This window comes from Phytopseudomonas daroniae (assembly GCF_004327275.1).
In the GTDB taxonomy this organism is placed as follows: domain Bacteria; phylum Pseudomonadota; class Gammaproteobacteria; order Pseudomonadales; family Pseudomonadaceae; genus Aquipseudomonas; species Aquipseudomonas daroniae.
Map to the genome: position 1 here is coordinate 341,875 of NZ_QJUJ01000001.1, position 18,298 is coordinate 360,172.

Genomic DNA, 18,298 nt, shown 5'->3' on the forward strand with positions numbered 1-18,298 from the left:
GGCTCAGATCCAGGAGTGACGGGCGGGATGCCGCCCATTGAGGTGGTAGGCGCCGACCGCGTGGTACTTCCAGCGCACCGGGTCGTGCAGGGTGTGGGTGCGGGCGTTGCGCCAGTGCCGGTCGAGGCCGAACTCGGCCAGGGTGGCGCGGCTGCCGGCAAGTTCCAGCAGCTTTTCGCTGGCCAGCAGGCTGATTTCGGTGGTCAGCACCTTGGCTTCGGCGACGGCGATCGAGGCACGCGCGGCCGCCTCGGCATCGATAGGCCCGACATTGATCTCATCCAGTACCCGAGCGGCCTTGCGCAGCAGCGCCTCGGCAGCGTGCAGGTCGACCTGCAGGCGGCCGATATCGGCGATCACATAGGGATCGTCGCTGGCCCGTTCGACATTGGCATCGACCCAAGGGCGGGACTTCTCGCGGATGAAGGCAATCGCGTCGCCCAGCGCGCCAGCGGCGATGCCCGCATCGATGGCCGCCTGGATCAATTGCGAAACGGCACCCTGGATACTGGGCTGCTCGCCGAACGGCCACAGCGGGATCAGGTTGTCGGCATCCACCTCGACCCGATCCAGCAGCACCGTGCCGCTGGCCGTGGTGCGCTGGCCGAAGCCGGACCAGTCATCGACGATGCGCAGCCCCTGGCGCCCGCGCTGGATCAGCGCCAACACCGGCCGCCCCTGGTCATCCAGCGCCTTGGCGGCGACCCAGTGCGCGAAGATCGCGCCGGTGGAATAGAACTTCTCGCCACTGATGAAATACCGCTCCCCCTCGCGCTGCAGACGAGCGCGCAGATCCAGCGTGTGCTTGCTGCTGCGCTCGGGCCCGGCATTGCCGATGCGCCAGCCTTGCAACACGCTGGCGAACAAGCGCTGGCGCTGGGCCGGGGTCGCCAGCAACTGCAGCAGGGCGAGGATGCCGAACTGGTTCTGCGGAATCTGCCCCAGTGCGGGATCCACCGCGGAGATGATGCGGAACACCTCGGCAATAGTGCCGAAGGATAACTGTGGGCCACCGAACTCACGGGGCACGGCGATGCTACCCAGGCCGCTGGCAGTGAACTGCTCGACCAGCGCCCAGGGCAATTGCCGCTCACGATCACGTTCGATGGCTTGAGCCCTGGCCGCGTCGGCAAGCTCGTGGGCAGCCTGCAGGGCTTCTGCGTCACTGCGCAAAATGCGCGCTGGCGCCAGCCGCGGCGCCACGTCCGGTTCGACCTCTCGGGGATTTTGCAGCGCAGACACACCGTTCTCGGCAGCCGTCGGACGAACCATACACACCTCGATTTGCAGGACATCGCGCCAGGCAAAACGAGGGGCCACGACGCAGGATCGATATACCCTAATTGAAGGAATACAAAATAATTAAATAGCTTTTTCGCATAAGGTTAGACGGGCTTGGAAGCGCCGAAGCCGATCCGGCGCCTGGGAAACCGTCGTGCTATTCATCGGCCATCAGATCGGCGACCTGGGGCTGGTGAAAGTGGTGCGACGCCTGTTCGAGGGTGTAAGAGCCTGCTCACGATCTCGCGAGACGAAATCAAGAGAACGCTACAAGGCGTAAGCGGACGCTCACCCCGTAGGGTGGATGACGCTCTTTTCATCCTACGACCGGCTGCTCTCGCCTTCTTGCAGTCGAACATGTTACGTCTGCTGGCGGAACGCAGCAGATCGTGAACAGCGTCTAAGAGGGCTTCGAACGGCCGCATGTGACTGACAGGCCAGCAGGCGGTGCTCTAGCGCCTCACTGCTAACCAGACGGTCACCAGATGTGCTTTTCGCGGCGAAACGCCAAGTTTTACAAGATTTTGCCGACAGGGCGGTGATCCGGCACACTAACGCCCCCAGAGCCCAGGCTCGTCGCCACAGCCAGATCCCGTATGACCCGCTCCCCGCTTCGCCGTCTCGCATTCGGTACCCTGCGCCGCCTGCTGTACCTGTGGGTGCGCTCGGAAACCATCAACCAGTCGGCCTTCACCCTCAAGCTCGACCGCAGCAAGCCGGTGTTCTACGTGTTGCAGCAGCCTTCGGTGAGCGACCTGGCGGTGCTCGACCGCGAGTGCACCAAGGCCGGCTTGCCACGGCCGGTGTTGCCGGTGGCAGTGGGCGACCTGATGGAGCCGGCGGCGTTCTTCTACCTGACCCCGGAGCCCGACTGGCTCGGCCGGCAGGACAAACGCGGCATTTCGCCGACCTTGCAACGGGTGGTCAGCGCCCTCGGCGAGCACAGCGCGGAAGAGGCTCAGATCATTCCGGTCAGCGTGTTCTGGGGCCAATCGCCGGATCATGAAACCAGCGCCTGGAAGCTGCTGTTCGCCGACAGTTGGGCAGTTACCGGCCGCCTGCGCCGTCTGGTCAGCATTCTGATCCTGGGCCGCACCACCCGTGTGCAGTTTTCCACGCCTATCCAGTTGCGCGAACTGATCGCCCAGAACAAGGGCCAGGAGCGCACCCTGCGCATGGTTCACCGCATCCTGCGGGTGCACTTTCGCAACCAGAAGGCCGCGGTCATCGGCCCGGACGTGTCGCACCGACGCAACCTGGTCAAAGGCCTGGTGCATGGCCCGCAGGTACGCCAGGCCATCGCCGAAGAGGCCGAGCGCGAGAACATCTCGGCGCAGAAGGCCGAGGCCCTGGCCCTTCGCTACGGCAACGAAATCGCCTCGGATTACACCTACACGGCGATTCGCTTTCTCGAGCTGATCCTGTCCTGGTTCTGGAACAAGATCTACGACGGCATCAAGGTCAACCATATCGAAGGGGTGCAGGACATCGCCCAGGGTCACGAGGTGATCTACGTACCCTGCCACCGCAGCCATATCGATTACCTGCTGCTGTCCTACCTGCTGTTTCGCAACGGCCTGACGCCACCGCACATCGCCGCCGGCATCAACCTCAACATGCCGATCATCGGTGGCCTGCTACGTCGCGGTGGCGCCTTTTTCATGCGCCGTACCTTCAAGGGCAACCCGCTCTACACCGCGGTGTTCAACGAGTACCTGCGTACCCTGATCAGCAAGGGCTATCCGGTGGAATACTTCGTAGAGGGCGGCCGTTCGCGCACGGGTCGCATGCTGCGGCCGAAGACCGGCATGCTCGCCATCACCCTGCGCAGCTACCTGCAGAGCCATCGCCTGCCGGTGGTGTTCGTGCCGGTGTACATCGGCTACGAGCGCGTGCTGGAGGGCCGTACCTACCTGGGCGAGCTGCGCGGCGCGAGCAAGAAGAAGGAATCGATCTTCGATATATTCAAGGTCATCGGCGCGCTCAAGCAGCGTTTCGGCCATGTCTGGGTCAACTTCGGCGAACCGATCAAGCTCGATAGCTTTCTCGATGGGCAGCAGCCTGACTGGCGCGACCAGAACCTGGGGCCGGACTATCGCCCGACCTGGCTCAACGAAACCACCAATCGACTTGGCGAACGCGTGGCTCAACACCTCAACGAGGCGGCGGCGATCAACCCGGTCAACCTGGTGGCCCTGGCGTTGCTCTCCACCAGCAAGCTGGCCCTGGATGAACGTGCGCTGACGCGCATCCTCGATCTTTACCAGAGCCTGCTGCGCCGCGTGCCCTACTCACCGCACACCACCCTGCCGGAAGGCGATGGCCTGGCGCTGATCGAATACGTACGCGGCATGCAACTGCTTTCCGAGCAGAAGGACGCCCTGGGTCGCATTCTCTATCTGGATGAGCAGAACGCCATCCTGATGACCTACTACCGCAACAATGTATTGCACATCTTCGCCCTGCCCGGCCTGCTGGCAAGCTTCTTCCAGAACAGCGGGCGAATGAGCCGCGAGCAGATTCTGCGTTTCGTTCATGCGCTGTATCCCTATCTGCAGGCCGAGCTGTACATCCGCTGGTCCGCGGACGAACTCGAAGGCGTGGTCGATCAGTGGCTGGAGGCGTTCGTCGAACAGGGCCTGCTCAAGGTGGAGAACGATCTCTACGTGCGCCCGGCACCCAGCTCGCGGCACTTCGTGCTGCTGACCCTGCTATCACGCGCCATCGTCCAGACCCTGCAGCGTTTCTACATGGCCAGCGCCCTGTTGCTCAACGCCGGGCAGAACAGCATCAGCGCCGAAGAGCTGGAAGACCTGTGTACGGTCATGGCTCAGCGCCTGTCGATCCTGCATGGTTTGAATGCCCCGGAGTTCTTCGACAAGAGCCTGTTCCGCCACTTCATCCAGACGCTGCTCGACCAGGGCGTGCTGCGCAAGGACGAAGCCGGAAAACTCAGTCATCACCCCGAATTCGCCGAACTGGCCGAAGGTGCCGCCAAGCGCGTGCTACCCGCGGAAATCCGCCTGTCCATCCGCCAGGTGACGATGGATCGTAGCGAGGAGTTGCTGGACGGGATGTAGACCGATTGGGTTCCTGGGCCGTAATGTCGTTCTGATACGACGCTAGGGTCTGTTGACCTTTCAACGCGAGCCGCGTTGCTGCGAGAAATCTCGCCAAGCGAGGCGGAGGACGCAGGGAATGGCGTTCCCTTTTCAAGTCCTCCAACGACGCATGGCGAAATTTCCCGCGCAACCCGTAGGGCCGGGCCCGTTTTGCCGCGATGCTGCGTTTCTCGCCGGCTCATTTAGCCAGCTAAACTTCGCGGCTCGTGCCTTGCCTCGCGGCAAAACGGGTTCCGGCGCGGCCGTGCATGAAATGTCAACAGACCCTAGGGCCTGTTGAGATACATCGTGAATTGATTAATGGCAGCGGCAAGATTGACCATGGCGCAAAAGCTTGCATCGGTCTTGTCACAGCGCATTGCAATACGCTTGAACTCCTTGAGTTTGCAAAAGAAGTTTTCGATCAAGTGCCTCCACTTGTAAACCTCCAAATCAATATCCAGAGGTTCTCTGCGTTGCGGCATTTGGGAAATGACAACCTTGGCTCCTCGCTGGTTCAAATCAGCAATCAGCCAGTTTGCATCGAATGCTTTGTCAGCAATCAGCCCATCGAACTCAACGCCCTTGATCAAGGGAGCAACCCCCGTAATATCGTTGCGCTGGCCAGGCAGCAGGACAAAGCGAACCAGATTCCCCAAGGCATCTGTCAGGGCTAGAATCTTACTCGTCATGCCCCCTCTGGACTTGCCTATGGCCTGGCTTTGAGCCCCCCTTTTGCGCCTTGGCCGTGGCGATGAACCTTGATGATCGTAGCGTCGACCATTGCATATTCCATGTCGGGCTCATCACTTACGGCATCGAATAGACGCTGAAAGATATCGGCCTTCACCCAGTCCCGAAATCGCTTGAAAACGGTATTCCAATTACCGAACTCAACGGGGAGGTCGCGCCATGGGCTGCCGGTGCGAGCAATCCACAGAACCGCTTCGATAAAAAGTCGATTATTCGTACCACTACGGCCTGGATCGCTTGGCTTGCCCAGGCAATGTGGCTCCATCTTCGCCCATTGGGCGTCGGTGAGTACAAGTCTAGTCATACCCAAAATTTCACCACAGGAAGGCGGGGTAGGGAAAGCTGTATCTCAACAAGCCCTAGGCTTCGTCCGTTATTGAGCTTTACCGCGACAGCCCCTACTATGCGTCGTCGAGGCCATTCAGGGCAGGGATTTTCGTGCGTTATTACACCATTCTGGGATCACTGGCGATCATGGTTTCGGGTTGCGCCATGCAGCCGTCATCGACCAATAACGAAGACAAACCGGCACAACCGGCACCAGTCGCTCAGCAAGCCGCTACCGCGCCAGCCACACCGCAGCCGGCGCCTCAGGGCGTATCCCGCGCAGCGCCGAGTGGCCAGCCCGTGCAGGCTCAGGCGCCGGTGGCCGCCCTGAGTTCCCAGGAGCCCCAGGAATACGAAATCCAGCCTGGCCAGTGCTGGGTCTACGCCCAGGTCAGGCCGCGTCCGGTGCAGAGCACCCAGGACATCGTGGTCAAGGATTCGGTCAACAAGATCACCGTCACCCCTGCCGAGCTCGACAAGGGCTTCAAGCAGGTGGTCACCCGCGAAGGCACCAAGACCTACCGCATCGAGCCGCCGACCTACCGCGTGGTATCCGAGCAGGTGATGATCCGCCCTGAGGTCAAGCGCTACGTGGTAGTGCCGGCGGTCTACGAGGATGCCCAGGAAACCGTCACCCTCGAAGAAGCCAAGACCGTACTCGACCAGTGCCGCGCAGCAGGTACCCGCTACTCGAGCGGTACTGGCGTCATGTCTTTCTGCGCACGCCAGGTGCCGGCCAAGCAGGAAGTGGTCAAGATCAAGAAGCTGGTGTCGCCGGAAACCGTGCGGGTCGAAACCGATCCGGCCGAGTACAAGAGCGTCACTCGCTGGATCGTCGACAAGCCGGCCCAGGCAGTGGAAGTGATCATAGATCCGGAATACACCAAGGTCGCCTCCACCGAGCTGGTCAAGCCGGTCGAAGCCAACCAGATCATCGTGCCGGAAGAGAAGCGCCAGTTGCAGATCACCCGCTTCGAGGGTAACGCCCGCATCGTGTCGCGCCAGACCGTCTGCGACAACGATATCGACGACAACCTGGTGACCCGCCTGCAGCAGAGCCTGGTCAAGCGCGGTTTCAACCCGGGTACTGTCGACGGCCTGCTAGGCAAGCGTACCCTTGACGCACTGACCGAATTCCAGACCGCCAACGGCCTGGCCGTCGGCGCCCTGACCCTGGAAAGCCTGACCGTTCTCGAAATCGAACGATGATGCACCCGGCACGCCCTCAGAGGGCGTGCCGCCTCCCCTCGTCCCCTCCTCCGCTCTTCAACCTTCGCCGAGTACCTCTGCCGCCTGCTAAGCTCGCTGCATAACTCATCGTCTGAAGGTCACCGCCATGCTCCGCATCTCCACCCTCGTCACCGGCTTGCTGCTGTCCGCCAACGTGTTCGCCCTGTCGCTTTCCGATCTCAGCCAACAGGACGCCAGCGGCGGCCTGAAGGATGCCCTCACCCAGGGCGCCAAAGTGGCCGTGCAACAACTCGGCAAGCCTGGCGGCTTCAGTGGCAATCCGGACGTGCGCATCGAGCTGCCGGGTACACTCGGCAAGGCCGCCAAGACCATGAAGATGATGGGCATGGGTGCCCAGGTCGAGCAGTTGGAAACCAGCATGAATAAGGCCGCCGAAGCCGCCGTGCCGCAAGCCCAGGCGCTACTGGTCGACGCGGTGAAGAAGATGACCGTGCAGGATGCCAAGAGCATCCTTTCCGGCCCCCAGGACTCGGCCACTCAATACCTGAACAAGAGCAGCCGTGAGCAGATCCGCGCCAAGTTCCTGCCCATCGTCAAACAGGCTACCGACCAGGTCGGCCTGGCCAAGCAATACAACAGCTTCGCCAGCCAGGCAGCCACCTTCGGCGTGATCGACGCCAAGAGCGCGAATATCGAAAACTACGTGACCGAGCAGGCGCTCGACGGCCTGTTCGAGATGATTGCCCAACAGGAAGCCGGCATTCGCGAGAACCCCGCAGCCGCCGCGACCAGCCTGGCGAAGAAAGTCTTCGGCGCGCTGTAAGAAGGGTTCAACCGTAGGGTGGATCGAGCGCGCGAAGAACGTTGGTTGAACGGTGAAGCGTGTTCCACCCTACGGGTTCTCGACTATGCAGTGTGCGTTGGCTTGTCGTCTCTCTGCACCCGGAACCACGCCGCATACAGTGCGGGCAGGAACATCAGGGTCAGTGCAGTGGCCACCACCAGCCCGCCCATGATCGCCACTGCCATCGGCCCGAAGAATACGCTGCGCGACAGCGGAATCATCGCCAGCACCGCGGCCAGGGCGGTCAGCACGATGGGCCGGAAGCGCCGAACCGTCGCCTCGACGATGGCATTCCAGGCATCCAGCCCCGCCGCTCTGTCCTGCTCGATCTGATCGACCAGAATCACCGAGTTGCGCATGATCATCCCCGACAGCGCGATGGTGCCGAGCATGGCGACGAAACCGAACGGCTGACCGAACAGCAGCAGGAATAGCGTCACGCCGATCAGCCCCAGCGGCGCGGTGAGAAACACCATCGCCGAACGCGAGAAACTCTTCAGCTGCAGCATCAGCAGCGTCAGCACCACCACGATGAACAGCGGCACACCGGCATTCACCGAGGCCTGCCCCTTGGAGGAATCCTCCACCGTGCCACCCACTTCCAGCAGGTAACCATCCGGGAGGTTATCGCGCACCTCGGCCAGGGTCGGCAGGATCTGCTGAGTCAGGGTCGCTGGCTGCTGCGGCCCGTAGATATCGGCGCGCACTATCACCGTCGGCAGGCGGTTACGGTGCCAGATCACACCTTCCTCGAAGCCATACTCGAGGGTTGCGATCTGCGACAGCGACACGCTCTTGCCGCTCTCGGTCGGCACCGCCAGGCTCGGCAGCAGTTGCAGAGCCTGACGTTCCAGCGGCGTGCCACGCAGGAGGATCTCGATCAGCTCGTTGTCCTCGCGGTAGTCACTGACCGATGAGCCATTCAGCGCGCTGCGCAGGAAACTCGACACGTCGGAGGTACTCACGCCCAGGGCTCGCGCACGATCCTGATCGATGTTCAGGTACACCACCTTGCTCGGTTCTTCCCAATCCAGGTGCACGTTGACCACGTGGGGATTGTCACGCACCTTGTCGGCGACCTGGCGGGCCAGCCCGCGCACCTCGTCGATATGCTCGCCGGAAACGCGGAACTGCACCGGATAGCCCACTGGAGGCCCGTTCTCCAGGCGAGAGATGCGCGTACGCAGGCTCGGGAACTCATCGTGCAGCACGCCGATCAGCCAACTGCGCAGCACCTCACGATCCTCGATGGTTTTCGCCAGCACCACGATCTGCGCGAAGCTGGTCGCCGGTAGTTGCTGATCCAGCGGCAGATAGAAGCGCGGCGAACCGGTGCCGACATAAGCTACATAGTTATCCACACCGGGATGCCCGGCCAGGCGCTCTTCCAGGCGCCGCACTTCGGCCTCGGTGGCGACCAGCGAAGCGCCTTCGGCCAGTTTGAAATCGACCATCAGTTCCAGCCGCCCCGACGCCGGGAAAAACTGCTGCGGCACGAAGCGAAACAGCAGAATCGAGCCGACGAACAGTGCCAGGGTCAGCACGATCACCGTCTTGCGCCGCCGTACGCAGCCGTCCACCACACGCCGTACACGCTGGTAGAACGGCGTGCTGTAAGGGTCATGCCCGGTATCGCTGCCGCCATGTTTTTGCGCCGCACGCTTGGCCAGATCCGGCAGGAAGCGAGCGCCGAGATAAGGCACGAACATCACCGCCGCTACCCAGGACATCAGCAGGGCGATGGTCACCACTTGGAAGATCGAACGGGTGTATTCGCCGGTGCCCGACTGTGCCGTGGCGATCGGCAGAAAGCCCGCTGCGGTGATCAACGTGCCGGTGAGCATCGGGAACGCCGTACTCGTCCAGGCGAAGCTCGCCGCCTTGAGGCGGTCGTAGCCCTGCTCCATCTTGATCGCCATGATCTCCACGGCAATGATCGCGTCGTCCACCAGCAGGCCCAGAGCCAGAACCAGGGCACCGAGGGAAATCTTGTGCAGGCCGATGTTCAGGTAGTACATGGCGGCGAAGGTCATCGCCAGTACCAGGGGAATCGACAGCGCCACCACCAGTCCGGTGCGCAGGCCCAGGGAGAAGAAGCTCACCAGCAGCACGATGATCAGCGCCTCGGTGAGCACTTTGACGAACTCACCGACCCCGGTCTTCACCGCTGCCGGCTGATCCGAGACCTTGCGCAGCTGCATGCCCGCCGGCAGGTTGTTCTGCAAGCGGGTGAATTCGCCCTCCAGCGCCTTGCCGAGCACCAGAATGTCGCCGCCCGGCTTCATCGACACCGCCAGGCCAATGGCATCTTCACCCATGAAACGCATGCGTGGCGCGGGGGGATCGTTGAAGCCGCGGCTGACATCGGCCACGTCGCCGATGCGGAAGGTACGGTCAGCCACACGGATGGGAAAATCGCGAATCTGCTCGACCGTCTCGAAACTGCCGCTGACCCGCAGCTGCACACGGTCGGAAGCGGTTTCGAAGAACCCCGCCACGGCCATCGCGTTCTGTTGTTCGAGGGCCTGTTGCACGGTTCTGAGCGGTAGCCCGAGAGTGGCCAGCTTGGTGTTGGACAGCTCGATCCAGATCTTCTCGTCCTGCAGGCCGACCAGCTCGACCTTGCCGACGTCCTTGACGCGCTGCAGCTGCAACTGCACGCGGTCGGCATAATCCTTGAGCACCGCGTAGTCGAAACCGCTACCCGTCAGGGCGTAGATGTTGCCGAAGGTGGTGCCGAATTCGTCGTTGAAGAACGGCCCCTGGACGCCGCTCGGCAGCGTATGGCGAATGTCGCCGATCTTCTTGCGCAACTGGTACCAGAGCTCGGGAATCTCGTTGGAGTGCATGGAGTCCCGGGCCATGAAGGTGACCTGGGATTCACCGGGCCGCGAGAAGGACACGATGCGCTCGTACTCGCCGGTCTCCATCAGCTTCTTCTCGATGCGCTCGGTGACCTGCCGTGCCACCTGTTCGGCCGTGGCGCCCGGCCAGTTGGTTTGCACCACCATGGCCTTGAAGGTGAAGGGAGGATCCTCGCTCTGGCCGAGTTTGGAATAGGACAGCGCACCGACGATGCCCAGCAGCAACATGAGGTACAGGACGATCTGACGATGATGCAGCGCCCAGGCGGAAAGATTGAAAGACATGGACGCCTACTCCTTCGCCGCCAGTTCTACCGAGCGGTTCTGCCGATCCACCGGGCGTATCTGCTGCCCTTCCAGCAGCACCTGTACGCCGGCCACCACCACCCAGTCGTTGGCCTTCAGACCCTCCAGCACCGGCACCAGCTTTTCGCCATAGGGGCCGACCCGCACCGCGGTGCGCTTGAGTTTCGAGGTTTGCGGATCGACCACCCAGACGTAGGGCTGATCCTTTTCCGCCGTCAGTGCCGACAGCGGCACCGCCAGCGGCACATCGCCGTTGTGAGCGATGAACACCCGCGCGCTCTGGCCAAGCTCCACCTGCGCATCGCGCTGCTGCAGGGCGATGCGCGCGGCGTAGGTACGCGAACGTGGATCGGCCGCGGGCGACAGCTCACGGATACGACCGGCCAGCCGCTCGCCCGGCTGCGACCACAGCTCCACGGCTACGTCCTGGCCGATGCGCAGGCTTCTGATCACCTGTTCGGGCAGGTCGATCAGCACCTCGCGCTCGCCATCGGCCGCCAGCACGAACACCGTCTGGCCAGCCGAAACCACCTGCCCGACCTCGGCGCTGCGCTGCACGATCACGCCACTCTGCGGAGCCTTGAGTACGGCATAACCTGCCTGATTATCGGCGACGTTGAGTTCTGCACGCACCTGGCGCAGGCGCGCTTCGGCGGCGCGGAAAGTGTTTTCGGCATTATCGAACTGCGACTGACTGACCATCTGCCGCTGCTGCAAGATGCGGTAGCGCTCACGCTCGGCCCGCGCCAACTGCAGATTGGCTTCGGCCGCCAACGCCTGGGCGCGCGACGCATCCAGCTGCAGGCGCACGTCCTGCGGATCCAGCTCGGCCAGCGGCGCGTCCTTCTCGACCCGCTGCCCCACCTCTACCAGGCGCTTGGTCACCTTGCCGCCAATGCGGAATGCCAGTTCCGGTTCCAGCCGCGCTCTTATCTCGCCAGGGTAGGTATCCATCAACTCCGCCGCCAATTGGGGCTGCGCCACCATTGCAGGGCGAATGCCGGGCGGTGGCGCCTCCGCATTGCTGCAGGCGAGCAGAGACAGGACAAGACAGACAGGCACAACGCGAGACAGAGCATGGCGGAACATGATGAATGTCCTTTCAGGAAACTTTTAATACTTGTACTGCTCGGTATAGTAAAAATAGCGTACTCGCCAGTCCAGTATTAAGATAGCCCGATGTCGAATACTTCATTGCCCCCCAGCGGCCCCGGCCGCCCCAAAGATCCCGCCAAGCGCGAGGCCATCCTCGAAGCCGCCAAATGCCTGTTCCTGCGTTATGGCTACGCAGGCAGCAGCATGGATGCCATTGCGGCCCACGCCGGTGTATCCAAGCTGACCGTGTATAGCCATTTCACCGACAAGGAGACGCTGTTCTGCGCAGCGGTGAAGGCCAAGTGCGAAGAGCAGTTACCCGAACTGTTCTTCGAGCTGCCCGAGAATGCCGCCGTGGAGGCTGTGCTGCTGAACATCGCCAGCGGCTTCAGTCGCCTGATCAACAGCGCCGAATCCGTCGAACTGCATCGCCTGATGACCAGCCTCGGTACTCAGGATCCGCTGCTCGCGAAAGTCTTTTACGAAGCCGGCCCGTTGCGGCTGCTCGCGGAAATGGAGCGTTTGCTGAGCAAGGCGGATCAGCATGGCCAGTTGCGCATCGAGTCGGCCAAGGTGGCGGCGGATCAGTTCTTTTCCCTGCTCAAAGGCTGCGCCAATTTCCGCCTGCTGATCGGCTGCGGCGCCCCTCAGAATGAAGCAGAACAGGAGCAGCACGCCCAGGCGGCGGTACAGATGTTCCTGCGCGCCTATCGACCTTGATCGCGTTATGCGCCTAAGGCGCATAACTGCTGAGAAACCATCCTGGCCGTCGCTGAACTGCTACTTTCTTTACCACGACAATCGGCATTTGCGAGCGGATACCGGTTCGCCCCTTTAAACGACCGGCCATGCCGACGGCTTGATTTCAGAGGAGGTGCAGGATGGATCGATTCACCGGCGGTTGCCTGTGTGGCAACGTTCGAATCGAGGCGTCGGGGGCTCCCTACCGGGTCGGTCTTTGCCATTGCCTCGATTGCCGCAAGCATCATGGCGCCCTCTTCTACGCTGCAGCCGTATTCCCTCGGGATGCCGTGACCATCAGCGGCGAAACACAGGATTATGCCGGGCGTTTTTTCTGTCCCCGCTGTGGCTCATCGGTTTTCGCCCGTAGCGCAGACGAAATCGAAGTGCACCTGGGTGCCCTCGATGCGCCAGACCAATTGGTACCAACCTACGAAAGCTGGACGACCCGCCGCGAATCCTGGCTACCGGCCTTCCCTTTCAAAACGCACTACAGGCACGACCGTGACGCCACAGGCCGCTCCGAGGATTGAGCCGCACGCGCCAGACGCCAGAGAAGGTCGGTACCGGACCGAGTGCTGAGATCACCCGAGCTTTAAAAAAGCGGCTCATGATCCGGATCATAGATTCCGAGGTACGCATACATCTCCAGCAAACAGAAGACGTGTAGTGCGAACTAACCCACAACCTGTTATTCGGCCATCTCGCAGGCGAACATCAACGCTAAATTCCCCGCTTGGATGCTCCACCGACAAGCGACGAAGATCGCCTGTACCCTTGTTTGCCAGACCCTCGACTATGCTGCCTTCGACCAGGCAGGCCACCGCTGCACTCACCGCTCCGAACACGCCAATGGCGGCGTGGCAACGATGAGGAATGAACGAACGGGTGTTGAGCGCTCCGCCGTGACGGGGCGCTGAGACCAGGCACATCTTTGGAACATTGCGCTGGCTGACATCCCCAAGATTCATGTGTGGCCCGGCCTGCAAACGAATGGATTGCAGACGTACTTTCAGGGCGTGATTGGCGTCCAGTTCCTCTCTGCTTTCGTAGCCGCTGCAGCCCAGATCCTCGGCACGCAAGAGAATCACCGGCATGCCGTTGTCTATACACGTCACCTCAATGCCGTCGTAGGTATCGCGGGCATTGCCAGTCGGCAGCAGGGCCCCGCAAGTGGAGCCGGCAATATCGGCGAACTCCACCACCATGGCGGCAGCAGAACCCGGCACACCATCGATCCTGGTGTCGCCGGCATACTCCACTTCGCCATTCGGAGTGGGTACTTGGGCGACAGCGGTCTGGCCGGTGTTCTGCATGAAGATCCGCACCCATGTGTACGGCTTGCCGGCGGGCACCAAGCCTCGCTCGATGGCGAACGGGCCAACGCCGGCCAGAATGTTGCCGCAGTTCTGTCCGTAATCGACCCGCGGTTCGTCCACCTGCACCTGGGCAAAGAGATAGTCGACGTCGGCGTCCTCGCGTTGCGACTTGCGGACGATAGCCACCTTGCTGGTCAGAGAGTCAGCCCCGCCAATGCCGTCGATTTGACGCTTGTCGGGTGAGCCCATGGCCGCCAGCAGCACCCGATCGCGAAGAGCGGGGTCATCTGGAAGGTCATCAGCCAGAAAATAGGCCCCCTTGGAAGTACCGCCGCGCATCATCAGGCAGGGAATGCGGGTTTGGCTCATGTCAGGCATCCAATTCGTCGAGGCTATCCACGTAACGCAGGCCTTTTTCTTCCAGGCGTGGGCGCATGTTGTATATGTCCAGCCCCAACTCCCCGGCGGCCAGACGCAGGCGTTTCTGCTCTTCGAGATCGGCCCGCTTGTTGGCGGCCTCAAGCACTTGCTCGGCTTCGCCAAGCCGAACCACCGCCACACCGTCATCATCAGCGATAACGATATCGCCGGGGTTTACCAACTGCCCGGCACATACCAGCGGCAGGTTCACAGAGCCGAGCACTTCCTTGACCGTGCCTTGAGCATTGACCGCCTTCGACCATACGCAGAACCCCATTTCGCGCAGGGTATGGCTGTCGCGGATACCCGCATCGATCACCAAGGCGCGCACGCCGCGAGCCTTCAGCGAGGTAGCCAGCAGGTCGCCAAAATAGCCATCGCAGCATGGCGAACTGGGCGCGACGACCAGGATGTCGCCCTCGCGACATTGCTCAACGGCAACGTGAAACATCCAGTTATCGCCGGGCGCCACCAGCACGGTCACCGCCGAACCGGCCACGCTCACGCCTTGCTGAATGGGGCGAATGCTGGTGTTTAACAAACCCTTGCGCCCCTGCGCTTCGTGCACCGTGGCGACGCCCAGGCGACCCAAGGCGTCAATGACGTCCGGCTGAGCGCGAGGGATATTGCGCACGACGATACCGGTTCTGCCTATCAGCGCACTCATGCCAGGTTCTCCGTGACCCGCGGGAATACGCTCTGGAACCCTTCGGCATAGATGATGTTGCGTGCACTGGTGATGCCGACGTTACGCTTGGCCTGCACGCCACGCTGCAGAGCGACGCGGGTGTAGTACTCCCATAGGTGTTCCTGACCGGCCATGCACTGAATGGCGGCGTATTTCCTGTTCCACACCTCGGTGATGTCGAGGAAGGTATCTGGGCGCCACTCGCACTGCTCCGGCTGATGTGGCTCAAACGCGTACACCGGTGGGGCGCCGACGATTTTTTCACCCGGTTTGTAACCTTCCGCCTGGGCAATGATGCGCGCTTCCTGGGTCAAGTTCATGGCTAACGGATGATCGTAGTTGTAGGGATCTTTCATCGAGTGGCTGATTACGAACTCCGGCTGCACGCGGCGAAAAACATCGGCGAGGCGAAACAGAGTGTCCTTGTCGGCGCGCATCGGGTAGTCACCGATATCGAAGAATTCGACACTGGCCCCCAGAATCTCGGCAGCGCTCTGAGCTTCCTCGCGACGCGCGGCCTTGACCTTCTCCTCGGTCATTTCGCCCTTACGCCATAGTTTGGCCGATTCCCCACGCTCGCCGAATGACAGGCAAACGATGTGCATGGCATAGCCCTGGGAAGCGTGAAGGGCGATGGCGCCGCCTGCACGCCACACGAAATCGGCGGAATGGGCACTGACCACCAGGGCGGCTTTTTGTCGTGCATGCATAGTGAATGGCTCCTGTGGGTGAGGAACCCAGAATGTCACCGCGTAGCGGGGGCGGACTAATGCGTTCAGTTTTTTTTGGTATGCGTTTTATTTATTGAGATGATCAGGGGCGAAGTGCATAGTCCCCTTTGAGCATGATCGCGGCCCGAAGGTACAGATGAATCGAGACGAGCTTCCAAACCTGATGCAAGTGCGTGCCTTCGTCCGCGTGGCCGATCTGGGCAGCGTGTCGCGCGCGTCCGAGACTCTGTTCAGGGCGCAGTCGGTGGTTACCCGGGCGATTTCCGAACTGGAGGCCTGGCTGCAGGTGCCGCTGTTCGAGCGCCACGTCAACGGTATGCGGCTGACCGACTTTGGCGGTTGCGTCCTGCCCCGGGCACGTCGCGTACTGGTGGAGCTGGGCGAGGTACCGCGCTCGCTCGGCGCTACACCTGTGGAACCGCTGTATCTGTTCCAGGCGCGGCGGCTGGAGATTTTCGTGAAGCTCTGCGAAGCCCGCCACATGCAGACCGTGGCCAGTCATTTCGGTCTCAGCCAGCCGGCGGTCAGCTCGGCGCTCAAGGTGCTGGAAGGAGGCTGCGGGTGTTCGCTGTTCGAGCGCACGCCGCGAGGCCTGCAGCCGACTCAGGCGAGTCACGACATTCTCTTTCCGATCCGCCGGGCACTAAACGAACTGCGCCATATCCGCGCCGACCTGAGCGCCATGCGGGGTGCGCTGCGGGGCGTCGTTCATGTTGGCGCCCTGCCGCTGGGGCGGGCACGCATCCTGCCGGAGGCCATTGCGCGGTTGACCGCCGAGCATCCGGGCGTGCGGGTGATCACCAACGAGAGCCCCTTCGACCTTCTGGCTACCGAGCTGCGTACCGGTGATGTGGATTTCGTCTTTGGCGCCCTGCGTTCGACTGACTATGCCAGTGATCTGGATGGCGAGGCGCTGCTCACCGAGGAGATGATGTTGCTGGCACGCCGCGGCCATCCCTTGCTTGGACGAAGGGTCGTCCTGGATGACCTGCAGCAGGCGCGCTGGGTACTGCCGCGTGCGGGCTCACCAGCGCGTCATCTGCTCGACGCGTGCTTCGAAGCCTCCGGCATGGCGGCCCCCTGGCCAGTAGTGGAGAGCGGCGATCTGGCGATCATCCGCGGCCTGCTGCTTAATTCCGACATGCTTGCAGCGGTCTCCATGCATCAACTGGAGCATGAAATTCGCTCCGGTGAACTATGCGGCCTGACCTTGCAGCTGAATCGAACCACTCGGCCGATCGGCCTGACCTGCAGAAGCGGCTGCCTGCATTCGCCTGCTTCGGCGGCCCTGATGGAAACTATTCGTCAGGTGGTTCGGGAACAGGCGCAGCCGTTCTAGCCGGTCAGGCACGGCGCGTTCAGCTCACCGCCTTGGCGGCTACCGAATAGCGCACCTGCTGGTTACGCGTCTTCATGAAATCCTCGACGCTCTGGCCGCGCATGGCAGCATAGATATCGAGGTTGGAAACACCTAGCACGGCACCAAGCTTCTCCAGCACGAAGAAGATAACGCCGTAGTGAATCATCCCGCGCCAGTCGCGACGCCGCAGCAGGTCGCGCTCCTCGTCGCTGAGTTCGGCCTCGACGAAGAGCGTTTCGGGTTCTTCGAGAAAGCGCCGGCGCCATTGCGGCTCGATCATGCGGTGTAGAAACTTATTCAGCCGATAGCCTTTGGCGCTGCGCTCCAGGGTATACGGATAGGTTCCTTCGAGCTTTTCCACGCCTGCCAGCTGATGGCGCATGTGCTCACGGTGGCGCTCGTTCACCGGCGCCGGAAGCGGCTGGTCGAGGTTTTCCAGCAGGAGCGTGGCGATCCCGGTCATCGAAGGCAGGTAATAATCCTGATGCCGCTTGTTGACCCGTGAGGACAGGGCACCGCGCATGATCAGCCAGGTGATCACTTCGGCACCTTCCATGCCGCCGAGCGTGGCGTACTCGGCCTGGGTCATTTCAGTCAGGCGCTCGGGGTCGTTGACCAGCAGGTCGAGAAATTGCGCATCCCATTCAGGGTTGTTGAAGCCGCAGCGCTCGCCGTGCACCTGGTGCGAAACGCCACCTGTGGCAACGATCGCTACCTTGATGTCTTCTGGATAGCTTTCGATGGCGCGACGCAGTGCCTGACCCAACCTGTAGCAGCGGCGCGCCGTGGGAATCGGAAACTGCAGCACGCCGACCTGTAGCGGCACGATCTGCACCGGCCAGCGATCGCTGCTGGGCAGCAAGGCCGACATCGGCGAAAAGAATCCGTGATCCAGCGGCCGATCACGGAAGAAACTCATGTCGAACTCATCCGCCATCAGGCTCTGGCCGATATGCCGCGACAGCGCGGCATCGCCACCGATCGGCGGCAGAGCACGTGGTTCGCCACCTTCGTCGGCTACCTCGTAGCGATCGTCGACGCCCAGGGTGAATGCGCTGTAATGATCGAAGAAGAACGAGGTCACGTGATCGTTGAAAATATAGAACAGCACGTCCGGTTTCTGTTCTTCGAGCCAGGCCTGCATCGGCTCGAAGCTCTTGAAAATAGGTGCCCAGGCCGCTTCTTCCTGCTTGTTATGGTCGACCGCGAAGCCGATGGTGGGCGTGTGTGAAACGGCAAGGCCGCCAATGATGCGTGCCATACGGGTTTGCCTCCGG

The 18,298-nt window shown here is 62.0% G+C and carries 14 protein-coding genes; 6 read left to right on the forward strand and 8 right to left on the reverse strand.

The annotated features are described in order from the left end of the window. Nucleotides 1-3: 3 nt before the first annotated feature. Nucleotides 4-1,272: an SfnB family sulfur acquisition oxidoreductase gene (locus tag DNK10_RS01665; RefSeq protein ID WP_131190384.1), complete on the reverse strand. Its 1,269-nt coding sequence runs from the start codon at nucleotides 1,270-1,272 to the stop codon at nucleotides 4-6. Nucleotides 1,273-1,877: 605 nt separating this feature from the next. On the opposite strand from DNK10_RS01665, the gene plsB reads away from it, so the two are divergent. After that, nucleotides 1,878-4,361, forward strand: coding sequence for a glycerol-3-phosphate 1-O-acyltransferase PlsB (gene plsB / locus DNK10_RS01670; RefSeq protein WP_131190385.1), 2,484 nt, complete (start codon nucleotides 1,878-1,880; stop codon nucleotides 4,359-4,361). Nucleotides 4,362-4,669: 308 nt separating this feature from the next. Here plsB and DNK10_RS01680 read toward each other — a convergent pair. Beyond that, nucleotides 4,670-5,439, reverse strand: a protein-coding gene (locus tag DNK10_RS01680) for an IS5 family transposase (RefSeq protein WP_131190387.1) whose coding sequence is annotated in 2 segments (ribosomal slippage) — nucleotides 4,670-5,109 and nucleotides 5,109-5,439 — 771 coding nt in all. Because the reading frame shifts where the segments join, the coding sequence is not laid out codon by codon here. A gap of 134 nt (nucleotides 5,440-5,573) precedes the next feature. On the opposite strand from DNK10_RS01680, the gene DNK10_RS01685 reads away from it, so the two are divergent. Next, nucleotides 5,574-6,671 carry a peptidoglycan-binding domain-containing protein gene (locus tag DNK10_RS01685; protein ID WP_131190388.1) on the forward strand — a complete coding sequence of 366 codons (1,098 nt, stop codon included), beginning with the start codon at nucleotides 5,574-5,576 and terminating at the stop codon, nucleotides 6,669-6,671. Nucleotides 6,672-6,798: 127 nt separating this feature from the next. After that, a complete protein-coding gene (locus DNK10_RS01690) occupies nucleotides 6,799-7,476 on the forward strand; it encodes a DUF4197 domain-containing protein (protein WP_131178879.1) in 678 nt (225 codons plus the stop codon). A gap of 83 nt (nucleotides 7,477-7,559) precedes the next feature. Here DNK10_RS01690 and DNK10_RS01695 read toward each other — a convergent pair whose 3' ends face one another. Beyond that, a complete protein-coding gene (locus tag DNK10_RS01695) occupies nucleotides 7,560-10,646 on the reverse strand; it encodes an efflux RND transporter permease subunit (RefSeq protein ID WP_131190389.1) in 3,087 nt (1,028 codons plus the stop codon). 6 nt (nucleotides 10,647-10,652) lie between these two features. Then, nucleotides 10,653-11,756: an efflux RND transporter periplasmic adaptor subunit gene (locus DNK10_RS01700; protein WP_131190390.1), complete on the reverse strand. Its 1,104-nt coding sequence runs from the start codon at nucleotides 11,754-11,756 to the stop codon at nucleotides 10,653-10,655. A gap of 90 nt (nucleotides 11,757-11,846) precedes the next feature. Between DNK10_RS01700 and DNK10_RS01705 the strand changes: the two genes are divergently transcribed. Then, nucleotides 11,847-12,482, forward strand: coding sequence for a TetR/AcrR family transcriptional regulator (locus DNK10_RS01705; RefSeq protein ID WP_131190391.1), 636 nt, complete (start codon nucleotides 11,847-11,849; stop codon nucleotides 12,480-12,482). Between the two features lie 161 nt (nucleotides 12,483-12,643). Next, on the forward strand, nucleotides 12,644-13,036 hold the full coding sequence (locus tag DNK10_RS01710; protein WP_131178875.1) for a GFA family protein: 393 nt from the start codon (nucleotides 12,644-12,646) through the stop codon (nucleotides 13,034-13,036). An 87-nt stretch (nucleotides 13,037-13,123) separates the two neighbouring features. Here DNK10_RS01710 and DNK10_RS01715 read toward each other — a convergent pair whose 3' ends face one another. The 3 genes from DNK10_RS01715 to galB are packed head-to-tail and all read right to left on the reverse strand — an operon-like array spanning nucleotide 13,124 to nucleotide 15,640. Continuing rightward, a complete protein-coding gene (locus DNK10_RS01715; protein ID WP_131190392.1) occupies nucleotides 13,124-14,191 on the reverse strand; it encodes a 4-oxalomesaconate tautomerase in 1,068 nt (355 codons plus the stop codon). Between the two features lies 1 nt (nucleotide 14,192). After that, entirely contained in the window at nucleotides 14,193-14,909 is a 717-nt protein-coding gene (locus DNK10_RS01720) for a 4-carboxy-4-hydroxy-2-oxoadipate aldolase/oxaloacetate decarboxylase (protein WP_131178873.1), read from the reverse strand. Then, nucleotides 14,906-15,640, reverse strand: coding sequence for a 4-oxalmesaconate hydratase (galB, locus tag DNK10_RS01725; protein ID WP_131190393.1), 735 nt, complete (start codon nucleotides 15,638-15,640; stop codon nucleotides 14,906-14,908). Before galB ends, DNK10_RS01720 begins: the two co-directional genes overlap by 4 nt. A gap of 157 nt (nucleotides 15,641-15,797) precedes the next feature. Between galB and DNK10_RS01730 the strand changes: the two genes are divergently transcribed. Next, complete coding sequence (locus DNK10_RS01730; protein ID WP_131178871.1) at nucleotides 15,798-17,000, forward strand: LysR family transcriptional regulator; 1,203 nt, start codon at nucleotides 15,798-15,800, stop codon at nucleotides 16,998-17,000. A gap of 19 nt (nucleotides 17,001-17,019) precedes the next feature. On the opposite strand, the gene DNK10_RS01735 is transcribed toward DNK10_RS01730, so the two are convergent. Further along, the gene (locus DNK10_RS01735; RefSeq protein WP_131190394.1) at nucleotides 17,020-18,282 is read right to left on the reverse strand and encodes a gallate dioxygenase; all 1,263 of its coding nucleotides are present in this window, start codon (nucleotides 18,280-18,282) and stop codon (nucleotides 17,020-17,022) included. Nucleotides 18,283-18,298 lie beyond the last annotated feature (16 nt).